The 25,705-nt window shown below is 31.6% G+C and carries 29 protein-coding genes and 1 tRNA gene; 5 read left to right on the forward strand and 25 right to left on the reverse strand.

All coding sequences use genetic code 11. The features are described from left to right. Positions 1 to 71: 71 nt before the first annotated feature. Both IJI80_RS01065 and IJI80_RS01070 read left to right on the forward strand, forming a co-directional pair. Positions 72 to 851: an ABC transporter permease gene (locus IJI80_RS01065; protein WP_292786700.1), complete on the forward strand. Its 780-nt coding sequence runs from the start codon at positions 72 to 74 to the stop codon at positions 849 to 851. A 54-nt stretch (positions 852 to 905) separates the two neighbouring features. Then, positions 906 to 1,799 (forward strand): ABC transporter ATP-binding protein, encoded by an 894-nt coding sequence (locus IJI80_RS01070; RefSeq protein ID WP_292786702.1) that lies wholly within the window; start codon positions 906 to 908, stop codon positions 1,797 to 1,799. Between the two features lie 54 nt (positions 1,800 to 1,853). On the opposite strand, the gene IJI80_RS01075 is transcribed toward IJI80_RS01070, so the two are convergent. The 6 genes from IJI80_RS01075 to IJI80_RS01100 all read right to left on the reverse strand — a co-directional run bounded on the left by IJI80_RS01075 (position 1,854) and on the right by IJI80_RS01100 (position 6,033). After that, a complete protein-coding gene (locus IJI80_RS01075; RefSeq protein ID WP_292786705.1) occupies positions 1,854 to 2,534 on the reverse strand; it encodes a glycosyltransferase family 2 protein in 681 nt (226 codons plus the stop codon). A 172-nt stretch (positions 2,535 to 2,706) separates the two neighbouring features. After that, positions 2,707 to 3,678: an NAD(P)-dependent oxidoreductase gene (locus tag IJI80_RS01080; protein WP_292786707.1), complete on the reverse strand. Its 972-nt coding sequence runs from the start codon at positions 3,676 to 3,678 to the stop codon at positions 2,707 to 2,709. 64 nt (positions 3,679 to 3,742) lie between these two features. Further along, complete coding sequence (locus IJI80_RS01085; protein ID WP_292786709.1) at positions 3,743 to 4,288, reverse strand: hypothetical protein; 546 nt, start codon at positions 4,286 to 4,288, stop codon at positions 3,743 to 3,745. Between the two features lie 101 nt (positions 4,289 to 4,389). Further along, positions 4,390 to 5,235, reverse strand: a complete 846-nt coding sequence (galU, locus tag IJI80_RS01090; RefSeq protein WP_292786710.1) for a UTP--glucose-1-phosphate uridylyltransferase GalU — start codon at positions 5,233 to 5,235, stop codon at positions 4,390 to 4,392. 189 nt (positions 5,236 to 5,424) lie between these two features. Next, positions 5,425 to 5,511: transfer RNA gene (locus IJI80_RS01095), tRNA-Leu, on the reverse strand. Positions 5,512 to 5,619: 108 nt separating this feature from the next. Next, entirely contained in the window at positions 5,620 to 6,033 is a 414-nt protein-coding gene (locus IJI80_RS01100) for a DUF371 domain-containing protein (RefSeq protein WP_292786713.1), read from the reverse strand. 99 nt (positions 6,034 to 6,132) lie between these two features. On the opposite strand from IJI80_RS01100, the gene IJI80_RS01105 reads away from it, so the two are divergent. From IJI80_RS01105 to IJI80_RS01115, 3 genes are all read left to right on the forward strand, one after another. Then, entirely contained in the window at positions 6,133 to 7,071 is a 939-nt protein-coding gene (locus IJI80_RS01105; protein WP_292786715.1) for a DUF1848 domain-containing protein, read from the forward strand. A 30-nt stretch (positions 7,072 to 7,101) separates the two neighbouring features. Next, positions 7,102 to 7,437, forward strand: a complete 336-nt coding sequence (locus IJI80_RS01110) for a DUF3795 domain-containing protein (RefSeq protein WP_292786717.1) — start codon at positions 7,102 to 7,104, stop codon at positions 7,435 to 7,437. Positions 7,438 to 7,533: 96 nt separating this feature from the next. After that, positions 7,534 to 7,992, forward strand: a complete 459-nt coding sequence (locus IJI80_RS01115) for a GIY-YIG nuclease family protein (RefSeq protein ID WP_292786719.1) — start codon at positions 7,534 to 7,536, stop codon at positions 7,990 to 7,992. A 99-nt stretch (positions 7,993 to 8,091) separates the two neighbouring features. Here the strand turns inward: IJI80_RS01115 and cfbC are convergent, their stop codons facing one another. The 19 genes from cfbC to IJI80_RS01210 all read right to left on the reverse strand — a co-directional run bounded on the left by cfbC (position 8,092) and on the right by IJI80_RS01210 (position 25,485). Continuing rightward, complete coding sequence (gene cfbC / locus IJI80_RS01120) at positions 8,092 to 8,895, reverse strand: Ni-sirohydrochlorin a,c-diamide reductive cyclase ATP-dependent reductase subunit (RefSeq protein ID WP_292786721.1); 804 nt, start codon at positions 8,893 to 8,895, stop codon at positions 8,092 to 8,094. Positions 8,896 to 8,944: 49 nt separating this feature from the next. Then, positions 8,945 to 10,201, reverse strand: coding sequence for a peptidase U32 family protein (locus IJI80_RS01125; RefSeq protein WP_292786725.1), 1,257 nt, complete (start codon positions 10,199 to 10,201; stop codon positions 8,945 to 8,947). A gap of 94 nt (positions 10,202 to 10,295) precedes the next feature. Beyond that, positions 10,296 to 11,738, reverse strand: a complete 1,443-nt coding sequence (gene purF / locus IJI80_RS01130) for an amidophosphoribosyltransferase (protein ID WP_292786728.1) — start codon at positions 11,736 to 11,738, stop codon at positions 10,296 to 10,298. Positions 11,739 to 12,018: 280 nt separating this feature from the next. Further along, positions 12,019 to 13,350: a hypothetical protein gene (locus tag IJI80_RS01135; RefSeq protein WP_292786731.1), complete on the reverse strand. Its 1,332-nt coding sequence runs from the start codon at positions 13,348 to 13,350 to the stop codon at positions 12,019 to 12,021. Between the two features lie 25 nt (positions 13,351 to 13,375). Next, positions 13,376 to 14,350 carry a UDP-glucose 4-epimerase GalE gene (galE, locus tag IJI80_RS01140; RefSeq protein ID WP_292786734.1) on the reverse strand — a complete coding sequence of 325 codons (975 nt, stop codon included), beginning with the start codon at positions 14,348 to 14,350 and terminating at the stop codon, positions 13,376 to 13,378. A 291-nt stretch (positions 14,351 to 14,641) separates the two neighbouring features. After that, positions 14,642 to 15,829, reverse strand: coding sequence for an NAD(P)/FAD-dependent oxidoreductase (locus IJI80_RS01145; RefSeq protein ID WP_292786736.1), 1,188 nt, complete (start codon positions 15,827 to 15,829; stop codon positions 14,642 to 14,644). Positions 15,830 to 15,844: 15 nt separating this feature from the next. Further along, positions 15,845 to 16,012: a 4Fe-4S binding protein gene (locus tag IJI80_RS01150; protein ID WP_292776291.1), complete on the reverse strand. Its 168-nt coding sequence runs from the start codon at positions 16,010 to 16,012 to the stop codon at positions 15,845 to 15,847. A gap of 373 nt (positions 16,013 to 16,385) precedes the next feature. Beyond that, the gene (locus IJI80_RS01155; RefSeq protein ID WP_292786738.1) at positions 16,386 to 16,991 is read right to left on the reverse strand and encodes an acyltransferase; all 606 of its coding nucleotides are present in this window, start codon (positions 16,989 to 16,991) and stop codon (positions 16,386 to 16,388) included. A 161-nt stretch (positions 16,992 to 17,152) separates the two neighbouring features. Beyond that, on the reverse strand, positions 17,153 to 17,464 hold the full coding sequence (locus tag IJI80_RS01160; RefSeq protein WP_292786741.1) for a hypothetical protein: 312 nt from the start codon (positions 17,462 to 17,464) through the stop codon (positions 17,153 to 17,155). A gap of 62 nt (positions 17,465 to 17,526) precedes the next feature. After that, complete coding sequence (locus tag IJI80_RS01165) at positions 17,527 to 18,651, reverse strand: ATPase (RefSeq protein ID WP_292786743.1); 1,125 nt, start codon at positions 18,649 to 18,651, stop codon at positions 17,527 to 17,529. 79 nt (positions 18,652 to 18,730) lie between these two features. Further along, complete coding sequence (argH, locus tag IJI80_RS01170; RefSeq protein ID WP_292786745.1) at positions 18,731 to 20,149, reverse strand: argininosuccinate lyase; 1,419 nt, start codon at positions 20,147 to 20,149, stop codon at positions 18,731 to 18,733. Between the two features lie 261 nt (positions 20,150 to 20,410). After that, positions 20,411 to 20,569: a 30S ribosomal protein S27ae gene (locus tag IJI80_RS01175; protein WP_292777618.1), complete on the reverse strand. Its 159-nt coding sequence runs from the start codon at positions 20,567 to 20,569 to the stop codon at positions 20,411 to 20,413. Positions 20,570 to 20,596: 27 nt separating this feature from the next. Continuing rightward, positions 20,597 to 20,914, reverse strand: a complete 318-nt coding sequence (locus tag IJI80_RS01180) for a 30S ribosomal protein S24e (protein WP_292786748.1) — start codon at positions 20,912 to 20,914, stop codon at positions 20,597 to 20,599. Between the two features lie 57 nt (positions 20,915 to 20,971). Beyond that, positions 20,972 to 21,475, reverse strand: a complete 504-nt coding sequence (locus IJI80_RS01185) for a DUF359 domain-containing protein (protein WP_292786750.1) — start codon at positions 21,473 to 21,475, stop codon at positions 20,972 to 20,974. Positions 21,476 to 21,720: 245 nt separating this feature from the next. Next, positions 21,721 to 22,530: a DUF4013 domain-containing protein gene (locus IJI80_RS01190; protein ID WP_292786753.1), complete on the reverse strand. Its 810-nt coding sequence runs from the start codon at positions 22,528 to 22,530 to the stop codon at positions 21,721 to 21,723. Positions 22,531 to 22,829: 299 nt separating this feature from the next. Next, the gene (gene spt4, locus IJI80_RS01195) at positions 22,830 to 23,006 is read right to left on the reverse strand and encodes a transcription elongation factor subunit Spt4 (RefSeq protein ID WP_292786766.1); all 177 of its coding nucleotides are present in this window, start codon (positions 23,004 to 23,006) and stop codon (positions 22,830 to 22,832) included. Positions 23,007 to 23,011: 5 nt separating this feature from the next. Continuing rightward, positions 23,012 to 23,587, reverse strand: coding sequence for a DNA-directed RNA polymerase (locus IJI80_RS01200; protein ID WP_292786755.1), 576 nt, complete (start codon positions 23,585 to 23,587; stop codon positions 23,012 to 23,014). A gap of 216 nt (positions 23,588 to 23,803) precedes the next feature. Continuing rightward, positions 23,804 to 24,208, reverse strand: coding sequence for a PIN domain-containing protein (locus IJI80_RS01205; protein ID WP_292786757.1), 405 nt, complete (start codon positions 24,206 to 24,208; stop codon positions 23,804 to 23,806). A gap of 53 nt (positions 24,209 to 24,261) precedes the next feature. Beyond that, a complete protein-coding gene (locus tag IJI80_RS01210; RefSeq protein ID WP_292786759.1) occupies positions 24,262 to 25,485 on the reverse strand; it encodes a translation initiation factor IF-2 subunit gamma in 1,224 nt (407 codons plus the stop codon). Between the last annotated feature and the right edge of the window lie 220 nt (positions 25,486 to 25,705).

Below are 25,705 nucleotides of genomic sequence, written 5' to 3' on the forward strand. Positions count from 1 at the left end.
AAATAAATATAAATACTTAATATGAAAATATATTTTATATATTATATAATTCTATTTACTAAGGTAACACTATGACATTAGAACTATTAATTAAGGGAAGTAGTGAAAACTTTTTATTAAGGCAATTGATTAAAAAGAATTTTACTTCCAAATATAAAGATTCTGTATTGGGAATCCTTTGGAGTTTTTTAAAACCTTTAATAGAAATGGCTATTTTAACAGCTATCTTTTCTACAATATTTGCTAAAAGTATTGAAAATTTCCCTGTTTACTTTATGGCAGGACGTTGTATCTTAGACTTTTTTAATGTTGGAACAAAATCCGCTATGACCTCTATTAAGAGCAATAGAAGCATTTTGCAGAAAATTTATGTTCCTAGATATATCTTTGCTTTAGGTAATATCTGTTCAGAATTCCTTAACTTTTTAATGACAATGATTGTTATGGTAGCCATTATGATTGCAACTAAAGCTCCATTTTATGCAATGTCCCTGTTTGCAGTCATTCCTCTAGCAACTTTATTCATATTAATCACAGGTGTAGGATTGATTTTAGCAATTGTATGTACCAAGTTTTCTGATATTGAATATTTATATAAAATCTTCACAGGTCTATTGACATATGCTTGTGCAATATTTTACCCAATTGATATCGTTCCTCAACCAGTAAGAGGTTATATGGAATTGAACCCTATTTATGGGATCATTGCACAATTCAGAGAATTCATAATGTTTGGAAGATTCCCTTCAACCAGACTTATGCTAACTACATTTGCATTCTCTGTAATAATATTCATTATAGGAGTATTGATTTTCAGAAGATATCAAGATAAGATTACCTTAGAATTATAAGAAACTTTTAAAAATTAATAAATTAAAATAAAATCAAATTCATGGAGAGATAATATGGCTAAAAGTCAAAATGAAAAGGAAAGCATCATTACTAAAATCATTAATTTATTTAGGAATATTATCTCACCAAAAGATAAGCTTTTAGAAAACAAGGAAGGAGTAGATGACAATATAGCTATTGAATTGAAAAATGTTTCTTTAAGCTTTAAAATCGGAAATGACAAAATTGATAATTTAAAGGAATATGTCATCAGAACATTGAACAGAACAAAAGAAAAGAAAACTATTTTTAAAGCAACTGATGATGTATCATTTAAAATTTACAAAGGCGAAAAAGTCGGAATTATCGGCTTTAATGGTGCTGGAAAAAGTACATTGCTTAAAATCATATCTGGCGTTTACACCCCTGATGAAGGGGAAGTTATCATTAATGGAAACATTGCACCTCTTTTATCATTAGGTGCAGGATTCGATAAGAATTATTCAGGTAGAGAAAACATTTTCCTAAATGGGGCAATTCTTGGATATGATGAGAAATTCTTAAGAGCAAAATATGATGAGATTCTTGAATTTTCCGAACTAGGAGAATTTATTAATCTTCCTGTAAAAAATTACTCATCAGGTATGCTATCAAAACTTGGATTTTCAATTGCTACAATTGTAGATCCTGATATTTTGATTCTTGATGAAGTTCTTGGAGTAGGAGACATTAACTTTAGAAAAAAAAGTAAGGAAAAACTCAAGTCATTAATGGCTTCAAATACTACTGTATTACTTGTATCTCACTCCATTGAGGAAATTAGAAGCATATGTGATAAAGCTATTTGGATTGACAAAGGAAAAGTAATAGATTTTAATGAAGTGAATTCCGTTTGTGACAAATATGAAGAAGCTGCAAAGAATGCAAGCAAGGAAAAAACTAAAAAATTAAAACCACAAAGATTTTAGGTTACGGCTATTTAATAGATTACCTATTTTTTTATTAAACAATCCAAAACTAATCTATTTTTTAAATGTTCTAATAATCTTATCCTTTGCAATATTGAATAGAACACCGACTCCATGAGTTATTGGATCTTTTGTAGAACCATCAACATCATAACGGACAGTAATAGGCACTTCAACTATTTTTAGACCTGATTCAGCTGCATCTACAAGCATTTCACTTTCAATTCCAAAACCGGTTCCCTTAAATCTAAAGCAATCTTTTGACTTGCTGGAAAATGCCCTAAAACCGCTTTGAGAATCTGTAATACTAATACCTGCAGAAACATTTGTGGCAATATCCAAAACCTTTTGGCCAACTCTCCTATAAGCGGGAGTATTCTCTTCAGGACCATTCATATATCTGCTACCATTAACCAAATCAGCACCATCTTCAATAATTGGCTTAATCAAAATAGGAATTTCATCTGGATTATGTTGACCATCACCATCAATTGTTACAATGATAGAATCATCTTTAATAGCTTTAAAACCAGATTTTAATGCTTCCCCTTTTCCTAAATTAGTGCTATGACTAATTAGTTCAGCACCTGCTTCAATAGCTACTTCTGCAGTCTTATCAACACTGCCATCATCAACAACAATAACCTTATCCACATATTTTAAAGTTGTAGCTATTACATTAGCCAACTCTTCTTCTTCATTGTATGCAGGTATGATAGCCACTATATTTGCCATTTTATCACTTTAATAAGTTTAATTGAAAAAAGAAAAAAGAATTACAAATCTTTAAAATAAAATAAAGAATTTACAAATCTTTAAAATAAAATAATGAATTTACAAATCTTTAAAATAAAATAAAGAATTTACAAATCTTTAAAATAAAATAAAATAAAGAATGAAGATTAATTTAATCTTCTATTCTGTAATACCATCTCATCCATTCAACAGTTCTTTTGATTCCTTCTTTAGGATCAACTTTAGGGTCATGCTTTAAATCACGAATTGCTTTTGAAAAGTCAATGGTTTTAACTTTGGTAGTGAATGCTTCAGCAGGTGTGTAAGTTACCAATGAATCATCAACACCTACGGCTTCAAGAACCAAATCAGAATACTCTTCAATAGTCATTTCCCATTCCTGTTTACTTCCAACATTGTAAACTTCACCAGGAATGAAGTTATCGACGATATTTGCAAAGGTATTTGCAGTATCTTCAACATAATCAATAATTCTTTTATGGCCTTTATGAACAGAATAAGGTAATCCATGAAGGGCTTTATAAATAAAAATTGGAATGAACCCTTTATAAGGGGAATAAGCTTCATGAGGACCATAACAATTTACAGGGCGAACTCTTACAGTTTCAGTTCCAAACATGGTTGCAGAGTTCATGCACATCAATTCTCCAGCCCATTTGGAAATGGCATAGTCATTCATTTGATAGGTATCCTTTATTGGCCTATTTTCCATAACATCTTCAGTCATGATACCCTCATAATCCCCATAAACTTCTGCAGATGAAAATGAAATCATTCTAAATCCTAATTTCTCTTGAAGACGAATCATGTTCTTTAATCCGATTACATTGGTCTCCCAAAGGTTTTCATAATAACCTTCACCATTCCATCTTCCATATTCTGCTGCTAAGTTATAAACATAATCAAATTTTTCATTATCATCAAAAATCCTCTCCATTTGACGATAATTACGAATGTCTCCTCTAACATAGTCAGAATAGGAATCAGAGTATAAATCCGCTTCATCTTCATGATGCAATAAGTCTACGGACAATACTTCATGTCCTCTACTTCTAAGCTCATTTACAAGATTAGTTCCTATAAATCCACTTCCACCAGTTACCATAATTCTTTGAGTTTCCATAAAAAACACCTTCTTTAATAAATACCATTAATAAATATCATAAATTTCCAATACAAATCAAAAACTAAATATCAATATCATCTAGGCTTTTAGGTTTTTTACCTCTTACCCGATCAAAAAATCCTAAATCTTCAAATTCATTTAAAGCATATTTCAAATCTGCTAATTTTGTATATGCTATATCCAAACGATTTTCCAAAAAGAAAGTTCTTTGATTTTGACGAATCCTTGATTTCTTAAGTTCCCTTTCCAAACCAGCAATTTCATAATTAGCATCATTCAATTCTTTTGTTAAATTATTTATCAATTCATTTAATTTTTCATTATCTGCCCTTTCAGTCTTAAGATATCTTCTAAGTACATCAATTCTATGATTTAATTTTTTAGTTTCAAGAGCTAATTCTTCAATATCATATTGACGCACTTCCAGTTCCAAGGATTCGAATCGCATAATGTCTCTTGAAAGATTCTCCCTTTCTATAGCAAAATGCTCTATTCTATCCTCATAGGATTCACACCTTTGCTTAAGAATACGATTTTCCTTCCTATAATTGGAAAGCTGTATCTTTAACTCTTCTATCTCTTCCTGAGGGCTTTTCTCATTATTCATTGAATCACTTAAAAATCATTTTAAGATAAAATTAAAAACTGAAAAAATTAAAAAATGATAACAAATGAAAGATAAATAAATATTTAAAAATATTAAAATAATTAAATAATTTCATTTTTAATAAAATCTAAAATTTCGTCTTTAGCCTTCTCATCATATAATGCAATTTTTAAAGAAGACTTTAACCAATCAATACGATTACCAATATCAAAAGATTCCCCTGTAAATACTTGGCCATATATTTCATCCAATTTAGATAATGCATCAGTCAATTGGATTTCTCCACCATAACCTGGCTCAACATTCTCTATATGGTCAAAGATATCTGGGGTTAAAACGTATCTTCCCATAATAGCTAAATTACTTGGTGCAACTCTTAAAGGAGGTTTTTCAATCAATTTATCTATTTTGTAGATATTAGGTTCAATCTCTTCTCCTCCAATAATACCATACCTTTCAACTTTCTCATCAGGAACTTCCTCTAATGCAATTACTGATTTGCCATACTTGTTATAAATGTCAATCAATTGTTTTGTGCAAGGAACCTTATCTTTTGTAATTGTGTCCCCTAACATTACAACAAATGGATCATCCCCAACATGTTTTTTTGCACAATAAATAGCATCTCCAAGACCTTTTTGCTTTTTTTGCCTTATGAAATGAATATCTGCCAAATCAGAGATGTATTCAATTTCCTTTAAAAAGTCTTCTTTGCCTTTAGTTTTTAAGTGATGCTCCAATTCAAAAGATCTGTCGAAATGATCTTCAATTGATCTTTTTCCTTTACCAGTCACAATTAAAATGTCATCAACACCAGAGCTTACAGACTCTTCGATTACATATTGTATAGTTGGTTTATCATAAACAGGTAACATTTCCTTTGGTTGAGCTTTAGTTGCAGGCAAGAATCTTGTTCCTAAACCTGCTGCAGGAATAACCGCCTTCATCATTACACCTCAAAAAATTAGAATTTTAAAATTCTCAAATATTAAAGAATTTATATATTTTAATTTTATTAATAAAAATATATAAATATGATGAAAAAATAGGCTTTTTTAAAAAAATAGCAATGAAAATATGTTAAAATAAAAAAGTTAAAAATCAGCAAAAAAAATTGATAAAACCAGATTATAAAATGGTGCAGGGGACGGGAATCGAACCCGCGAAGGGACTAACCCACTAGGCCCTCAACCTAGCGCCTTTGACCGCTCGACCACCCCTGCATTAAAAATAGTAAAAAATTAACCATATTAATAATACAGTACTATATAATATGTTTATTATCTTATTTAAACCTTACTACAAAATAAAAGAAAAAATAAGCATTTTAGTTAACATAGAATTATATTAACCTCCATAGATTCGCCATTAGCCAAATCCTTAATCAGATTCCTATTCAAATCAATAGCTGCCTTATTAGATTTAATCATTAAAGTTCTAGAGCAAACAAATGTGCTTTTTCTGCAAACGATATCTGTTGGATGGGATAAGCTTAAATCATGGTGACCAAACCCTTCTATGCTATCTGAAGCATTAGGAGTCCTTAATTCAACAATAACTCTTGTATCATCATTAGCAAGTTTCTCTTTAAATTCATTAGGGAAATCCTCCATTGACTTATCAATATCCAATCCGATAATGCAATCTCCAGCCAAGCTAAGATCCTTATCCTTTGTTATTTCAAAAGTGGATTTGTGCAAAGACAATACATTTTCGTGTCCCTTTGCCATAATCTTAAAATTCATAATAAGAATTATGCAAATTATTTTATAAAAATATTTTTAAAAAGCCAATTCCAAATAGATATATGATAGAGAATAAAATTTTTATAGAGGAGTTTTTGAATGATATTGAATACTGGCTTAAGAACTGACATTCCAGGATTTTTCAGCGAATGGTTCTATAATAGAATCGATGAAGGATTCGTATATGTAAGAAACCCTTATGCAAAGAACCAAATCTATTCATATAAATTAGATCCGGAACTTATAGATTGCATAATCTTCTGCACTAAAAATCCGAGGCCAATGCTTAAAAATCTTGAAAAGATAGACAAGTTCAATCAGTATTGGCACATAACAATAACACCTTATGAAAGGGAGATAGAACCAAATGTCCCTCCAGTAGATGACGTTTTAGAAAGCTTCAAATATCTTTCAGACAAGTTAGGAAAGGAAAATGTGACATTAAGATATGATCCAATTTTCATCAATGAAAAATACACATTGGAAAAGCACATCGAATCCTTTGATTACATAGCCAATTCATTATCTGATTATACAACTGAAGCAATCATAAGCTTTATTGACCTTTATGAAAAGACAAAGCACAACTTTCCACAGGCAATAGAAGTGGATAAAGAAGAAAGATTAAAGATAGGCAAAGAATTTGCTAAAATAGGAAAAGAAAACAATATACTTATTAAAACATGCGTTGAAGGAAATGAATTGGACAAATTCGGAATAGACTCAAGCGGTTGCATGACAAAAGAGGTGATTGAAAGAGCAATAAATAAAAATCTAGATATGCCTAAGCAAAAAGCAAGAAATGGGCAGTGCTATTGTCTTTTAAATAATGATATTGGAGAATACAACACATGCAATCATGGATGCTTATACTGCTATGCAAATTCAAATAAGAAATTAGTCAAAAGGAATTTGAAACTTCATAATCCTAAATCTCCGATTCTAATAGGAGAAATAAAGGAAGATGACATCATCAAAGAGACAACTCAAAAAAGTCTTATCATAAATGATAATACTGTACAAACAAAATTATTCTAAAAAATTAAAAAACCCAAGATGAGGATTACTATGAACGAATACATTGCATATTGTGGATTGGATTGCGAGACCTGTGAAGCTCGCATTGCAACAGTAAATGATGACAATCAACTACGTGAAAAAGTTGCAAAGCTTTGGAGCGAACTAAATGGTGTTGAAATAAGCCCTGAAATGATCAATTGTGTCGGGTGTAGAATTGATGGAGTTAAAACTCCATTCTGTGATTCCATCTGCCCTATAAGAAAATGCGCTTCAGCCAGAAAATATGAAACATGTGCAGATTGTGCAGAAATTGAAGAATGTGAAAAAGTAAAAATGATATTTGAAAACAATGCCAATGCATTAAAAAATCTAAAAAGAATATAACATTTACACATAATAATTTATGCACAAAAACATTCCATTTATTTAATAAAAATAATGATTAATTAAATTAAAAATAAAACTAAAAGTTGTTAAATTATGAAAGGAACATACTGTTTAATCATATCGATGAAAAAAAGTGAGAAACTTAACATAGGGCATCTACATCAAGACTATAAGTTTAGGAAAGGACACTATGTTTACATAGGTTCAGCAATGAATTCACTTGTTGCAAGAATAAACAGACATTTGTCTGATGACAAGAAACTTCATTGGCATATTGATTACCTGCTTAAAAATGAAAGCAGTGAAATAAGGGATGTTCTCTTTAATCTTTCAGATAAGAAGATTGAATGTGATTTAGCAGCCATAATAGCTGAAGATGGTGAGGAAGTTCCTAAATTCGGATGTTCTGATTGCAATTGCAATTCTCATTTAATCTATTTTAAAAGAAAAAGAGATGCTATGAATTCTGTAAAAAGCGCATATGATAAAATAGATATGGAATATCATAATTTAAGCTATTTTAAAAAAGAGTTAATTAAAAATAAGAATTAAAAATCAACCAGGAATAAAAAAAATAGTTCTCAGATTTTAAAAAGAATAAAATTAGTTATAAAATTAAAAAAAGTAAATAAAAAAAGAAAGAAAAAGCCATTAATCTAAGAATGACTTAAAGAAATTTTCAAAATCCTCATCTTCCATTGGTTCTGGAGTTGAGAAATTATCATTGATGAAAATATCGCTTGCTAATTTTCTATAAGCTTCTGCCTCATCTGAATCAGGAGCATATTCAACTACTGTTTTTGCATCCAATTCACTTCTTTGAATCAAATTGCTTCTACCTATAACTCCAATGACTTGAGTCTCGATTTTTTCTGCAAAGGAACTGACAATTTCCTCCTCATTTTCAATGCCTTTGCAATTGCAAATGATTCCTCCAAGGTTTCCCTTAAGCTTCTTGATTCCTTTGGAAATATTATTTGCAGCATATAAAGACATATATTCTCCAGAGGATACAATAAATACTTCATCAGCATAATCTTCTCTAAGAGGAACAGAAAATCCTCCGCAGACAACATCACCTAAAACATCATAAAGAATCACATCAAACTCCTCATCAAAGGCATTTAGATTCTCTAAACGTTTCATTGCAACGATAACTCCACGTCCTGCACAGCCCACTCCAGGTTCCGGGCCTCCACTTTCAACACATTTGATTTGATTGAATCCTTCAAAAACCAGATCAGAAAGCTCTGGAGCCTTATTATCCTTTAAGGTGTTTACAATTGTAGGTATCCTTTTACCGCACAAGGTTCTTGTAGTGTCAGATTTAGGATCACAACCTATTACCATAACCTTCTTATCATCTTCACTATAAGCTGCTGCAATATTAGCTACTGTGGTACTTTTTCCAATACCTCCTTTTCCATAAATAGCTATTTTCTTTTGTCTTTTCATCTTTACACCAATAGTTTTAAAATATCCGTAATTTGAGCAAGTATAATAATTATTCTCTAGGGATTAACTTATAAACAAAATCGCTTTCCCTCAATTTCTCATCAATTGCTATTGCCACATTTGAACCTTTTTCTGCCTTTTCAATAGCTTTTCCATCAATTTGCATAGAGTCGATTACATGGGTGATTGAACCTGTTGTTGGCCCTTGGACCATGATCTCATCACCAATAGCCAAATCATCCCATATCTTTAGCTCTGCAACCCTAATCTTATTATAATAATTCACAACCTTTCCAATATCCTTCTTAATGAATTTTGATTGGTTGTTTTCACTGATTTCATAAGGAACATTGAAGTAAAATCCAGTGTCATAACCTCTATTGAACACTTTCATCAATTCCTCCATCCATTTAGGATCATATTGATAGTTTTCCGGATCTTCCTGATACAAGTCAATAGCTTCCCTATAGACCTTAACTGCAGTTGCAACATAATCTGGAGATCTTGCTCTTCCTTCAATCTTAAAGGAATCGATTCCAGCTTCAATGAGTTCTGGAATATGTTCTATCAATGCCATATCCTTTGGAGAGAAGAAGTTTGTCCTATAGGAATCATCATAGGAATTTGATATGATGAATGACTCATCATCACAGTCTGAAAAATTGATTACATCATCATTTTCATCTTCCTCAAAGCTTAGTTTCCATTCCTTTCTGCAAGGCTGGAGACAATCTCCACAATTAGCGCTTCTCCCATACAATCCATAGCTCAAGAAGCATCTGCCGGATATTGCCATGCACATTGCACCATGAATGAACACTTCAGTTTCAATGGAAGAATCACTTTCCTTAAGCTTTTTAGTGATTTCCTTGATTTCATCTAAAGACAATTCCCTTGATAGAATAGCTCTTTTAACACCTAATCTCTCCAAAGCCTTCAATGCATAAAAATTGGTTGTGTTTTCCTGAACGCTCATATGGGCTTCAAGGCCATTTTCAACTGCTAAATCTATTAATGAAATGTCTGATAGGATGATTCCATCTGCACCATACTCCTTGATATAGGGTAATTGTTCCTTTAGCATTTCAATGTCTTTGTCTTTCATTATGGTATTTGTGCAGACATATAGCTTAGCTCCATACTCTCTTGTAATTTCACTTGCCTTTTTAATGTCTTCAAGGGAAAAATTACTTGCATTAACCCTCATATTCATATCTTCAAGGCCAATATAAACCGCATCTGCACCGTTTTTAAGTGCACTGGTTAATGAAATAAAATTTCCTGCAGGAGCTAACAATTCCACCATAAAAACAACTCATTCATAAATCTAACAAATTTAAAGAATTAAATATCAATAAAAAATAGAAAAATAGACATTAAAAAAATAAAAAGATGAAAAACTATTCATCTTCTTCAGCTGCATCTCTTAAAGGTTGATAATAATCATAGTAGGATTCCGCTTCTAAGTCATCTGGAATCTCAGTAGGGTAGTCCTCATTGATACAACCTAAGCATAATTTGTCTCCATCAATGCCAATAGCTTCAATAAGAGATTCAATGCTGATATAACCTAAAGTTTCTGCACCTAACTGCTTTCTGATATCATCAATTTCCAAATTAGCAGCAATCAATTCCTCTTTAGTAGCAAGAGCAACACCGTAGAAACATGGTGCAATTACAGGAGGGCATCCAATCAACATATGTACCTCTCTAGCACCTGCTGCCTTAAGGATTCTTACCAAGGATTCGGAAGTTGTACCTCTAACGATACTGTCATCAATTACAACAACACTTTTTCCTTCAAGTTCATGTCTTAATGGGTTTAATTTAAGTCTTACAGCAATTTCACGCTCTTCTTGGGTTGGCATAATGAAAGTTCTTCCAACATATCTGTTCTTGATTAAACCTTCACCATATGGAATGCCTGAAGCCCTTGCATATCCAATAGCTGCAGGGATTGATGAATCCGGAACAGGCAATACCAAATCTGCATCAATAGGGTATTCCTTATACAATGCTTCACCGATTTTAAGTCTTGTATTGTAAACGCTTCTCTCATCGATTACGCTATCAGGACGGGCAAAGTAAACATATTCAAACATACAATGTGCCCTTTTGGAACCTTTTGCAGATGGCAAGATATAGGAGTTAACCTTATTGTCCTTAAAGTAAAGCAATTCACCTGGTTCCAAATCACGAATAAGCTTTGCATCGATAACATCAAATGCTACAGTTTCAGATGCAACTACAAAATGGTCATCTGTTTCACCTAAAACCAAAGGTTTCATAGCCATAGGATCTCTTAAAACGTAAAGTTCATCATTGATTAGAATTACTAATGAATATGAACCTATTAACTTTTGAGAAACTGCATCGATAACTTTTAAAATATCTTTCTCCTCTTTAGCCTCTTCCTTAATCAAGTAACAGACAACTTCAGAATCAGTATCAGATTTGAATTCATAACCTTTCTTAATCAATTCCTCTCTTAAGGAACCTGAATTGACAATATCACCATTATGAGCCATAGCGATGAATCCATCCTCCAGTTCAGTGTAGAATGGCTGTGAGTTTTCTATCTTTGATTGGCCAGTAGTTGAGTATCTTACATGTCCGATACCTACATTTCCAGCTAAGCTTTTGATTAAAGCATTATTGAAAACATCAGTAACCAAACCCATTCCACAATGGAAGTTCAAACCATAATTAATGTTATGAGTAGCTATACCTGCAGATTCCTGTCCTCTATGCTGTAAAGCATATAAACCGTAATAAATCAAGTGAGAAACATCCTTAAGATTGTCCTTAGAATGTATTCCTACAATACCACACTTATCTTTCAATATTTAATCTCCTTACCCTATTAAGACATAAAATTTTTAATAATTTTAAATCATGAATATAATATTTTGAACTTAAAAAAATATTATATAATTATTTATAAATTTTCTAATATTTATAATAAATCTTTTTGAAAAAAATTTTAAAAAAAATTATGAAAAAATAGATAAGAAATATATTGAAATTTTTAAAAAAAATTGAAAGAAATAAGATAAAAAATAGTTAAAAATAGTAAAATAAATAAAATTACAGTGCAAAAAGAAAATTAAAATGAACGATTATCTAGCCCCAAAGGTTTGAAAAAGCATTGTAGATTTCCTCTTCATCATCATCTGCATTTTCACCATCATCATAATCATAATCTTCTTCATCATTGTCATAACTTGCATTTTCACTTGAGTCATCCTCTTCATCCTCAATTGACTTGAGAGACTTGAGATTGAAAACATTTATGTCTTCCTTTTTGGACTCATCAATGAAAGCATTGCTAAATAGATCATCATCAATGATGGAATCATTAGAATCATCATTTCCTTCGAATCTTTCATTATAGATAAATCCGTCATCTTTTGGAGTATTGAAAATGTCACTCTCTTCTATTGTCTCAAATCCAGATGTGGAAAATGAAGAGCTTGAACCGAACTCATCAATGTCATCGAACTTGAAATTGCTTTTGAAATTATTGTAATCCAAATCCTGCTTGTTTGTATCAGCCAAGATAAATGCTGTCTTAATGATCTTTAACCAATCCAATGCATCTTCCTTAGACTCTGCACAAATAGCTCCTTGACCTATCATAATGTTCTTAGGACGGAAATTGTCTGTACTGATTAAAATAAACTTATAAACATCCTGAGACAAGTATTCTCCAAACAAGTCATACCACAATTCATTTAAGGAATAGACTTCCAAAGAGTTTTTGCTATGAATTCCCTCAAATCTTGATTTCAAATCTGAAAAGTCTGACTTGATTTGATCCAATTGCCTTTGAAGTATTTTTACTTCTTCTGAAAGCTTTTCATTTTTCTCTCTAATTGCTTTGGATTCCTTGACTAAAAGTTCGTTTTCTTTAGTTATCTTATCATATTTCAATGATTCATCTTCAAAATCCTTTTTAAGCTCATGGTATTTTCTTTTGGAGTTATTGATTGAAGATAGATTTGAAATGCTGTATAATCCTCCACGAATGATTGAATTTGCTATTTCATCCTCAATGATGTTTTCATCATAATCTCCGTATTCATAACCATTCAATTCATCAAGTGAAGGAAGCTTTAAGTATTCTATGTAATTAAACTCATTCTTTAATGATTTCTTAAAGTTTTGATATAATTTATGGTTTTCTGCATTGTTTTGAGCTGCAATTAAAACCAAATCTGCACCAATTACAGTATTTTTAGCTATTTCAATGTCTTTTGTTGGAATTATGGAAGAAATATTCACATTAAAATTAGATAAGTCAAAATTGCTTACAGCCTTAGAAAGGAATTCCAAATAATCAAGATTAGTTAGGATAATTCTAACATCAACCAATTCTTCTGCATTTAATTCATTTGAGTAAGTATCTTCAAAATCGTTAAATCCATAATCATTCTCTTCAAAATTATTATCCATTTTAACACTCCACTCTTAAATCAACTTAAATATGAATCTTTTTATGCCAATTCCAAGCAGATTCCACTATGTCTTCCAACTCTGTAATTTCAGGTTTCCATCCCAATATCTCTTCAGCCTTTTTGGAATCAGCTATTAGTATATCAGGATCACCTGGACGTCTTCCTTCAATCTTTACATTAAAGTCAATTCCAGTAACCTTCTTGCATGTGTCAACAACATCCTTTACTGAAAATCCACTGCCATTTCCCAAATTGAAAATATTGCTGTCATTGAATGGCTCTTCCAAATACTGCAATGCTTTCAAATGGGCATCAGCCAAGTCATTTACATGAATATAATCCCTAACGCAAGTGCCGTCAGGAGTGCTGTAATCATCACCAAAAATGGAGATGCTTTCTCTTCTTCCAATTGCTGCATCCAATACCAAAGGAATCAAATGAGTTTCAGGGTCATGGTCTTCACCGATTTCACAATCCAAGTCTGCACCTGCTGCATTGAAATATCTTAAGGAAACATATTTCAAGCCACCGAAATCGGATTCATCCTTCAAAAGATTTTCAACCATTAATTTTGATTCCCCATAAGGGTTGATTGGCCTCAATTCACTCTCTTCACTGATTGGAATGGATTTTGGAATTCCATACAATGCAGCTGTGGATGAAAAGATAAATTTTCTCACTCTAAATTCCTTCATGATCATAAGCAAATTCAAGGTGTTTTCATAATTGTTTTTAAAGTATTTTTCAGGTTCCTCAACAGACTCTGCTACAGATGAAAAGGCTGCAAAGTGCATTACTGCCTCAATATCATTGTCTTGAAAGATTTCCCTTACTTTTTCACTGTCACTTAAATCTGCATTAACCAATTCACCCCATTTAACTGCAGACTTATGACCTTTAGATAGGTTATCCAATACAATTGTCTCATAACCTGATTTATTAAGCAATTTATTGACATGGGAGCCTATATATCCTGCTCCACCAGTAATTAATATCATATTATCACAAATAGCTATTATTGAATTAATAAAATATTTTCCATTATTAAATTTGAAAAATATTTGATTTTTAATCTATGTTTAAAATATATATTAATATTTACTTTATTTTAATGAATATATAACTTTTTATATTAATTTAGTGAAAATAAAGGAAAATTATTAGAAAAAGAGTAAAATAAGATAATTAAAATTATTAAAAAATATAAAAAAAGTTAAAGAAAATTCCTCCCAACTAGTGAAAAGAATTTTGGTCCAGGTTTTGCGCTCCGAAGGAGCGGAAAAGCTGGGTTATAAGAACAATTTACGTAATTTTAAAGCTGCACTTGGTTGAACTTTAATTAAAGCCTTTACAAGTTCAGTGGTTCCAAGAGTTTCAAATTCAATGTCTTGGAAAGCTTTTGCAATGCTGTTTAAGTCATCATCATTTAAAGACCATAAGTAGTCACAAGCTTTGGTGTATTTGTCCATATCGTGACCCATAGCTTCATCAACTAATTCAGCATACTTTTTAAGGAATTCTTTGGAGCAGTCTCCTGCTGCAATAGCTTCAGCAGCGGTTTGTCCTGCTAATTTACCACCAGTAATACCACTGGTGATTCCTCCACCGGTTAATGGGTTAACTTGACTTGCAGCATCTCCACAAAGCAAGATGTTGTCATTGTACATTTCCTTTACAAGTCCACCAACAGGATCTCCACCTACATTCAATTCTACAGGTTGAGCATCCTTAAGTGCGTAACAGTTGTTTACAGCATCAACTAAGTATTCGTAAGCGGATTTTTCAGCCATTTCAGGAATGATAGCAAGTCCTGCATTTACGATATCGTCACCTTTAGGGAATAACCAGAAGTAACCTCCAGGTGCTACGCTACCGAAGTAGAACTCAAGCACATTGTTTCTTTCCATTTTGGCATTACACATCTCGAATTGGATACCAGATTCCATATGTTTAGGTTTGGTGATTGCCTTAAGACCTGCCCATTTAGCTACGTGGGATTCAGGACCGTCAGCACCAATGAGTATCTTAGCATTGATGTCGTAAACATCACCCATGGTTTCAACAGTTACAGTGTAGGATCCATCTTCCTCTTTTTTAAGACCTTTTGCTTGGGTTTTGATTCTGATTTCCACACCTTCTCTTCCTGCTTCCATAGCCAAGTGTTTGTCAAAGACTTTTCTTTCTAAGATGTAACCTGCTTCTGGAAGTTCCACTACATCATTGGTAATCCATACATCAGTTCCATCAGGTGCAATCAATCTTACACCTTCAATTTCCTGAGTAATCCAATGAGGGTCCGCTTCAAGCTCTAAAATATCAAAGGTCTTTTTGGAAACACCTTCTGCACATCTTTTAGGAGCACCGATTTCGGATTTTTTATCAATAAGAATTACTTTAGCTCCTCCTTTTGCAGCAAATCTAGCTGCAGTGGAACCAGCAGGTCCAGCACCAATAACTAATACATCAGTTTTAATCATAATAATCAACCTCGCTTATTCCTCTTCCATTTCTAATGCCGCTAAAGGACAAGCATCTACACAAATTCCACAGTTATTACAGTTATCATCAAAAACTAAAGCAGTTTCCTTTACTTCTATGCAGTTTCTTACACAGACACCTGCGCAACAACCGCAGTAAGAACACCAATCTTTTACAATCATAGTTAAATCTCCATAATAATAATAATAATTAAAATTTAATTTAAATTAATTTCAACAAAAGTTGTATAAAATCTAAATATTTCAAAATATTTTAAAACAAAATTAAATAAACCTTAAAAAGCTTGTTTTAGAATATTTTAGAATAAATAGTCTTAATACATAACATAAAAATATATCTTTTTTATTATATATAACCTTTCGGTTAAAATAAGGAAAAATAAGGAATAAATGAGGAAAAATAGAATTAAAAATTAATAAAAATAGAAAATAAACTAAAAATACTTAATAAAATTAACAAATAAAAAAGAAAAAATAGAAAAAATTCTATTTAAGAAATTAAAATAATAAAAAGAAAAAAAGAAAAATTCCAAAATTAAATCATGTTTGGAACTCTAAGTGAAGTAGGCAATGGCTTGATCTTTGCAGGTGTACCAATAGCCAAGTAATAAGGAGGTACACTACGGGTTACTACAGCACCAGCAGCTACAATAGCTCCTTCACCAACTTCAATATTGGATAGGAATGTTGTATTTCCACCAACGGAACATCCTTTTCTAAGTTGAGGTCCTTTCAAATCATATTCAACTCTAACAGGATATCTGTCATTGGTAAAGCAGGCACATGGTCCGATGAATACATTGTCCTCAATGATACTGTTTCTTGGAATGTACACATTTGATTGAATGCTTACATTGTTTCCAATCTCACATCCACCTTCAATGACAGTGTTTGTACCTATCAATACATCATTACCAATAGTAGTATGATCTCTTACAACAACATTATGTCCAGTTTTAAAATCATCTCCAATGATTACATCATTATAGATTACAGTATTAGACCTAAGCAAAATGTTTTTGCCTAAAACAGGCTCTTTACTAAATCTTTTATAATTAACTCCTAATTTGATTCCTTCCCTTATTAGTCTAGGGTCTTTAGAGTCATTATTATTTCCACGTAAATTTAAAAAACTAGGCATAATATCACCTCTTTTAAAAAGTTCAATGAACTTAAAATTTTTATAATGCTAATATATTCAAATAATAGTATGTTTGATAAAGTATAAAAATATAATGATTTAAATTGAATATTTTTTAAAGCAAATTAAATGAAAATTGGAATGAATTATTTTTAAGGCAATTATAAGTCCAATTCCCTTAGTTTCTTATCCAGTTCCTCTTCAGTGAGCTCATCTTCCTCTTCCAATTCCATTTCCTCATCTAGGATTTCATCTTCACCAGATGCAATCTGTTGTGCTCTTATATTTTCCTCTTCAAGATATTTTTCCTTATTCTCTTCCCAATCAGCCTTGATTTCTGCAATCAAATCATCATCAGCTTCAATGGCAGGTCCAGTGTATGAACAATCCTTACATTCCCATTTAGACCAAACCTGTGGAATGATCCAATCAATATTGCTTGAACCGCAACGTGGACAAATAGTTCTTTTCATATTTTCACCTTAATAAAAATTATCAAAATTATGAAAATTCAAAATTAAATTATTTCAAATTATTAGTCTGTATTATAAAAACTCCAAATCAAGTCCAATGCCTCACCAGGTTCAAGTACACCTGATCTGGTTTCCCTTAAAATTCTTTGAATTGAGTACCTTTTCATATGTGGAAACTTCTTATGAACTTCATACAACAAAGGACATCCGAATCCTTTAAACTTGATTAGATTATAATGACTAGTCAAGGATTTGTTCTCTAATTTTGACACGGATAATGAAGCAGGTAAGTTGAGTCTAATAATCTTATTATTTTCAACTTCTTTATCTACATCAGTTGATTCATTTTTAGTATTTTCATCAAAATTACAAATTTGTTCAGTGATACATTGACTTCCAGTTGCCAACATATCTCCAAAAATTACAATAGGAATTTCATTCTCTAAGGCATATTTGTATAAAGTGTCTTCAATGATTTTTGAACATCTTCCACAAGGGTGGAATCTTCCTGTAAATGATTCCTCTATCAAATCACTATAGTCAACTTCAATGTATTCATGTGGAACATCCAATTCACTTACTAACTTATCAATATTATGCTTGAATTGCTTTGGAAGAACAATTGTTCCAGGATCAACTGTAACAGCTATTGGATTGAAACCCAATTTCTTTGCCAATATGAGTGAAAAGCTGCTGTCAGTTCCACCAGACAATGCTACAATAGCTGCTGGCTTTTCAGCTTCAAAATAACCATATGGACCCTCTTCCAAATCCTTGAAATACTTGTAGAAATTGAATGAATAGAGATTTTCCAATTTTATCTTTAGAATATCAATTAGATTGTTCAATGCTATGAATGAACCATAATCCAAATTATCCTTGTTTTCATTTACAAAGGAATTCAGCTTATTTAATGAAAGGTTCATCCTATACTCCTTTTGTAGGAAATCAGAATAGCTTTCAACATGAATGCTACCGATTTCAAGCTCTTCTCTGAGTCTGCCAACAACCCATCCACCTTTACCTATAATGGCTGATTTGTCGGGACGGTCATTGGTAATTATCCACATCTCATTAGTATCTATATCATATAGAACTTCCTTAATGTCTATATTGACTTCCTCATGACCTATTTCCTTTCTAATCCTATTAATGTGATTTAGAAGAGCATTTACATCATATACCATATTTCCACCATTAGAAACAATAATATTTTAACAATAGTTATAAAATTATTCAAAAAATAAAATAAAGAATGAAAAACAATTAGATTCCTTGTTTTTCAAATTCATTATCTAAAAATATGTTCATATTGTCAATAGCCAATTGGACCATTTCAGGAGAAGGTCCTCCAGGAACCTTTCTTATCTTAACGTTTTCAATAGGATTCAAAGCATTGTGAATCAATTCATCATCAAGATTCAATTTATCGAATCCAAGCTCTTCAGCCACATTATCCACATATGTACCATCAATATCGCTTGGATTAACTCCTTCAGCTACCGCTTCATTTACAATTCTTCCTACAATCTTGTGAGCTGTTCTGAATGGTATCTTTCTTTCTCTTACCATAATGTCTGCCAAATCGGTAGCTGTAGCGAAGTTAGCTCCAGCCAATTCAAGGCATCTTTCTGTATTGAAAGTGACAGTCAAGAGCATATGGTTGACTATCTTTAAGGTATCATAAGCCACATCACATGCATTCCATAAGTGAGGAGTGATTTCCTGCAAATCCCTGTTGTAAGTGTATGGAATAGCTTTCAATATTGTAAGGATAGTTACAAGTTCACCGTTTACAATAGCGCATTTTGATCTTGCAACTTCAGCAACATCAGGATTTTTCTTTTGTGGCATGATTGATGAAGTGGAAGAGTATTCATCTGCCATTGAAACGATTCCAAACTCATAAGTGCTCCAAAGAACCAGTTCTTCACAGATTTTTGACAATGTAGTGCATAATGCGCTTAAGTCAAATACGGTCTCTGCAATATGGTCTCTTGATGAAACACCATCCATGGAGTTTTCAAGATAATCATCAAATCCCAATAGTTGAGTTGTCAAGTCCCTATCAATTGGAAAACTTGTAGTTGCCATAGCAGCAGAACCTAATGGGTTTAGATTGACTCTCTTATAGGTGTCATCCAATCTTTGGTAATCCCTTTTTAGGGCTTGTGCATGTGCCATCAAGTGATGAGCCAATGTAACCGGTTGAGCATGCTGCAAGTGAGTGTATCCAATCATGACGGTTTCCTTATGCTCCTTTGCAAGCTCAAGGATTCCTTCAATGAATTCAAGGATACCTATTTGGATTTCAGTGATTCTATCTCTTAAAAGAAGTCTTATGTCTGTTGCAACTTGGTCATTTCTTGACTTTGCAGTATGCATGAATCCTGCTTCAGGACCTACAAGCTTTGTCACATAGTTTTCTACAGCCATATGAACGTCTTCAACGGAATGGTCAAATTCAAGGGCATCAAAGCCTTCATCACTTAGCTTATCCAATGCTTCAAGGATCTTATCTGCTATTTCTTCATCTATAATTCCTTGTGCCTTAAGCATTGAAGTGTGAGCGTAATTGCATTGAATGTCTGCATCAAAGATAAATCTATCAAATTCCAATGAAGAGGTGTACACTGCAGCTTCATCGGTCATTTCCTTTTCAAGTCTTCCAGTTCTAATTTTCAAGGATATCAACTCATTAAATTCAGTAGTAAATGAAAATTTTTAATTATAATCTTAAAATAAGAATTCGTGAAAATTCTTTAATTACTTATATATTATTAAATTTTAGTTTTAATAATTTATATAAATATCTAAAAATTAGAAAAATTATTTAAAAAATAGGATTGTTAAAGAAAATTAGAAAAAATAGAATATTAAAAATAGTTTAATAAAATGTTAGTAAAAAATAATTAAAAAAGTAAAAAAGTAAAGTAAAGAATAAATCTATTCTTTAGCTTTCATTTCAGTGTATCCACATTTACCGCAAGCGAATCTGTCACCGTGGTCAGCCATGAAGACACCTTCACCACAACGAGGACAGAATGGGTTTTTCCTTACGATTTTGTCTCCTTCTACAGTGTATAAATCTTTTTTATCAGGCATAATAATATCCTCCTAAACATTAATCATTTATTCTTCCGCTTCATCTTCTTCTTCAGCAGGAGCTTCTGGTTCTTTGTTCTTTTCAATGACGCTTGGTTTTTCCACATCAATTAAAGATGATTCTCTACCATACACTTTAGCGTAACCAGTTGCTTTAGGTTCACCGTATCCTGGTTGAATGTTGTCTACAACGATTAATTCTTTTTTAGTGTCAAGCATAGCAACTAATTTGCTTTTGACATCTAAAAGCTTAGGAGTTGGTTCTCCTACATATGAAACATAAAATTTAACTTCAGTTCTATCAAATAAAACGTTTTCTTTCTTTTCAAAAATTTCAATTTCCATTATAAAAACCTCTCATTTTTAGGGTTTGAATTTAATTAATTATAAAATACAATTAAACTAAGCCATTTCCTTAAAGTAAGTCATGAGCTTAGCAGCTTTGTCTTTTCCTTCGAAAACATTTACAAAGACCAATCCTTCATTAGGTTGGCCATATAAAATAACGGCATCTTCAGGTGCAACCAATAAGCATGGAAGAACTGCAAGATCTTCTTCCCCTTCAACTACAATGATGCGTTTTTCGCTATCTTTCAAAGTTAAAGAAATAGCTTCCTCTATGGTTTCCCATAGATTTTCAGTGATTGTACCAGCAGGATTGTCCGCCTCTAAAATGTTTTCTGTACGAATAATATCATGATTATGATCTTTACGTTGAATACGATGGTCTATGATTCCCAAATCAGGAATCAAATCGTTATCAAGTAGATTTTTAGTGGTTTGATCACCAACAGAGATTAAGAAATTAGCTTCTTTAATCATAGGAATTGCATCTTCAAATTCAGCATACAATTTACCTAATGGCTTTTTGAATTCACCTATTAAATTCTCATCTAACTTAAACAAGTTTTAACCTCTATTAATCAATCCAAATAATAATATTTTAATTAAATATTTGAGCAAAAAATATATAGTAAAATAATTATTATACTTTAATATTTATCTAATTTAAGATATATAAAGTTTAGCATGAAAATGCTCTAAATAGAGAAAAATTAGTTAAAAAAAGAAAAATAGTTTAGAGCAAGATACTCTAAACATTAGTAAAGATTTTTGTCTAGGCACTACGGACTGAAGCCTAAAATTTGAATCTATTCCGCATCAGCGTAAAGATTACCTAAAGTTCTAGCACCAAATAAAGCTATAAATGGAGCGCCGACTAAAAATGCAATCAATATACCAATATATGGAATAGCAGTAATAATACCTAAAACAAATCCTAGAACGAAAGCACAAATAAATAAAATAATGAACCATGCAATGAATCTTCCGATACCGATTGCTTGAATGTCAGCAATTACTTCCTTAAAGTTTATAGCTTCTCCAATATCCCCAGATTTAGCTAATCTGCACATTGCAATCTCCAATAATAAACCAAATATGAGATATAAGATTACTGCAACAATTCCAGTGATTGCAAGACCAGTGAATAATGGAGCCCAAAGATCTTGAGGAACTGCACTAATAGCCATACTAGGATCAACTGTATCTGAAACGTTATTTCCTATAAAGGCTAAAATTTCAGCCATAGCGGAATAAGTTCCGGAAACCCAACCGACAAGCAAAACGATAATTGTTGGGATAATGTAATAAACAATTTGCACAACCAATAATTTCAATCCGTCAATGAAATTCTCAAGAATATTTAAAGCAGGAATCTCATCCCCGAGATTGATTGTTTCCTTTAAAACGCTTAAGATATAACCTTCAGTTACAAAATAAAGAATTAATGAGATAATAGCCAATAAACTGATTACAGCCCCACTAATTTCAATGTTCCATGCAATCAATACAGAAGACAAATTAGCAATAAGGAAAATGACTCCAAAAATAACTAATGCCTTATAGTCTTTAGTAGGGTATACTAAAGCTTCTTTGAATAAGTCAATTAAACCAGTCATAAAAAACCTCCAAATAAACAAATAATTATAAAATTACTTAATAGGATTAATAAAATCCAATAATATATTAAACAACATCTTATTTAAGTTTATTGTAAAAATACAAGTTTTTAATTGATTTTAGAATAAAATAAGTGTAATAATCGATTAAAAATAGCAAAATAATAAAAATAATCATTAAAAATAGCAAAATAGGATAAATAATTAAAAATTAATAAAATTAAAAACTTAAAATAGATAAAATAAATAAAATTGAAAAAAAGAAAAATAGAAAAAAATAGAAATAAGAGTTAAGAAAACTATCTTACTCTTAATGCGTATTCGCCAGCTTTTTTAATTCCTAATTCGCGAGCAACTTCTGACTCATCAGGATTAGTAATTATTAAAAGTCCACTCCAGTTAGAAGAAGTAGGGTTTTTACATTCCGGGCATTGTTCCTTTTCAGTTAATAAACTGCAATGTGTACAAGCTTTCAATACCATTATTCTTCCACCTTAGCCATAGCTTTATTTTCTTTTGCCTTATTCTTTTCAGCTTCAATCCATTCAAATTTACCTAAGTTAGGTTGTCTCATTGTAAGACCAATCTTAGATTCCTTAATGGATTTTCCTTTAAGGCTTAAAGTAACTATTCTTGCTCTAATTTTATCTCCTTCAGTTAAGATCTTTTTAGATTCATTACCAATAAGAGATGAATTTTTTAAATCATAATTAATGTAATCATCAGTTACTTGTGATACATGTACAAGACCTTCCATTGGACCAATTTTTACAAAAGCTCCAAATTCAGTAATGTCATTAACTTCTCCTTCAACAATTTCCTGTTGTTCCGGCTTGAAGAAAATTGCATTGAATACAACATTATGGTAAGCAGCGCCATCACCCATAATAAGCACTCCTTCACCGATTTCCACAATATTGAATGCACCAACCATTAAACCTAAATCTTTATCAAGTTGACCTATGTACTCTTCATTTAAAGTTTCAATGGCTACATCCTCAAGAGGATCATCAAATCTGTAAGGTGGAATTCTTACAGTTCCCTCAATAGTTGTCATGTAATACAAAATAATCCCTCGTTTAGTGAAATTAAATTTTAAATAAATTTGTAATAAAGCTAATTTTTATGTTATTATAAATTTAAATTTTATAAATTTATAGTAAATTAAATTAATAAATTCTATAAATTTTTTAAATTTTTAGTAAATTATGAATATCAATTAAAAATATAATAATGAAACTATTTAAAGTTAATTAAAATGATTAATTAACCATTAAACCAGATAACCTTCAACTGCCAGATATTTCTTTTGTCTTAGAATAACTAAAGCAATTCCTTTTTTCTTGGCTTTCTTTCTTAGATTAGCATCATTTGTTGCCAATACTTTGGATAGTCTAATTAATGCATCATCCACGGATTCACCATCATTTAAAGGAATGTCTCTAATTTCAATCTCACCAGATTGAGCAATTTTCAATCCTAAGCCTGCAGCTAATCTAACTTTGCCCTTACTGTTATTCTTTAAGCCCTTAAGCTCATTTATAACAAAGTTTGTAGTGACCAATTGATAATTAGGCAAGATTCTTTTAAATTCCTCTAGAATATCCACATTGAATTGAAAAGGAATCATAAAAAAGTTAGTATCAATAAATACTTCTCTTTTATCTCCAGATTCCATGTTATCACTGACTAAATTTTAAAATGAAATTCAATAATTTAAAAATGTTAAACTTATTGAATAATACCAAATCCAATTAATCTCCAACGTGCACCTACTCTACGGGATAAAGCAACCCTATCCCCTTTATCTGCACATACAGGTAATTTCAATGCAACACTAACGTTTTTCTTAACTTTAGTTACTACACCAATGGTGGTGGTTGTACCACAGTTAATCATTAAAGGTTCTTTGATTTTAATTGGATCTACTTTTCTTTCATCTTTAGTTCCTACAACACGTTCCAATAATTCAGTTTTCATATCAAAGCTATGCAATACCTCAGGCAAAGTGCCTTCAGCACCAGCAACAGAACCAGATAAGGAATCTGCTTTGGTTAATGCAGGATCTAATTTAGTAGCTACACCAATAAGGCCTCCAGGACCTACTTCTTCAACAGATTCTCCACCAGCTTCCAATCCGATGATTTCAGAAGTCAAGCTGATCCATTTGTTCTGTTTGCTTTCCTTAATATTAATTCCAGGCCTAATTTCAATGATGTCTCCTAATTTAAGAGTACCTTGAACTAAACTTCCACCGATTACTCCACCTTTAATCTTTTTAGGGTGGGAACCAGGTTTATTAATATCAAATGATCTAGCCACATGCATTCTAGCAGGTTTGTCCAATTCTTTTTCTGGTGTAATGATAGTGTCATTAATAGCTTTAATAAGAATATCAATATTCGCTCCTTGTTGAGCAGATACTGGAATGATTGGTGCATCTTCCGCACAAGTGCCTTTAACAAATTCCTTGATTTCCTTATAACTCTCAACAGCTCTTTCTCTAGGAACAATATCCACTTTGTTTTGAACTACAACTACATCCTTTACACCAATAACATCAAGTGCCATCAAGTGCTCTTTGGTTTGTGGCTGTGGACATTCCTCGTTAGCTGCAATTACCAATACAGCACCATCCATAATTGCTGCACCAGATAACATGGTAGCCATTAAGGTTTCGTGTCCTGGAGCATCTACAAATGATACTTTTCTAATTACTTCAGTTTCACTTCCACAATGTTCACAAACATCTTTAGTAGTGTAACATAAAGGTTCCTCACATTTAGGACATTTTCTAAATTCAATGTCAGCATATCCTAAACGGATTGAAATACCTCTTTTTGTTTCTTCACTGTGAGTATCTGTCCATACACCAGATAATGCTTTAGTAAGTGTTGTCTTTCCGTGATCGACATGGCCCACAAGTCCTATGTTTACATCAGATTGAACTTTCACAGATTACACCTTTAATTTTTTTAAATAAATAATTTGAATTAAATAATAAACATAAATGAATATTAGATAATAATGATAATTAATAATAAATTCAACAATGAAATTTATATTAATATTTAATTACACTTATGAATAATCTCACTTTTTAAATTAAAATCATATTTATAATTCAATTTTAATATAAACATGATTTAATGCTTTTTAATAATAAAATATAATA

It is taken from the genome of Methanobrevibacter sp., assembly GCF_017432245.1.
GTDB lineage: Archaea > Methanobacteriota > Methanobacteria > Methanobacteriales > Methanobacteriaceae > Methanobrevibacter.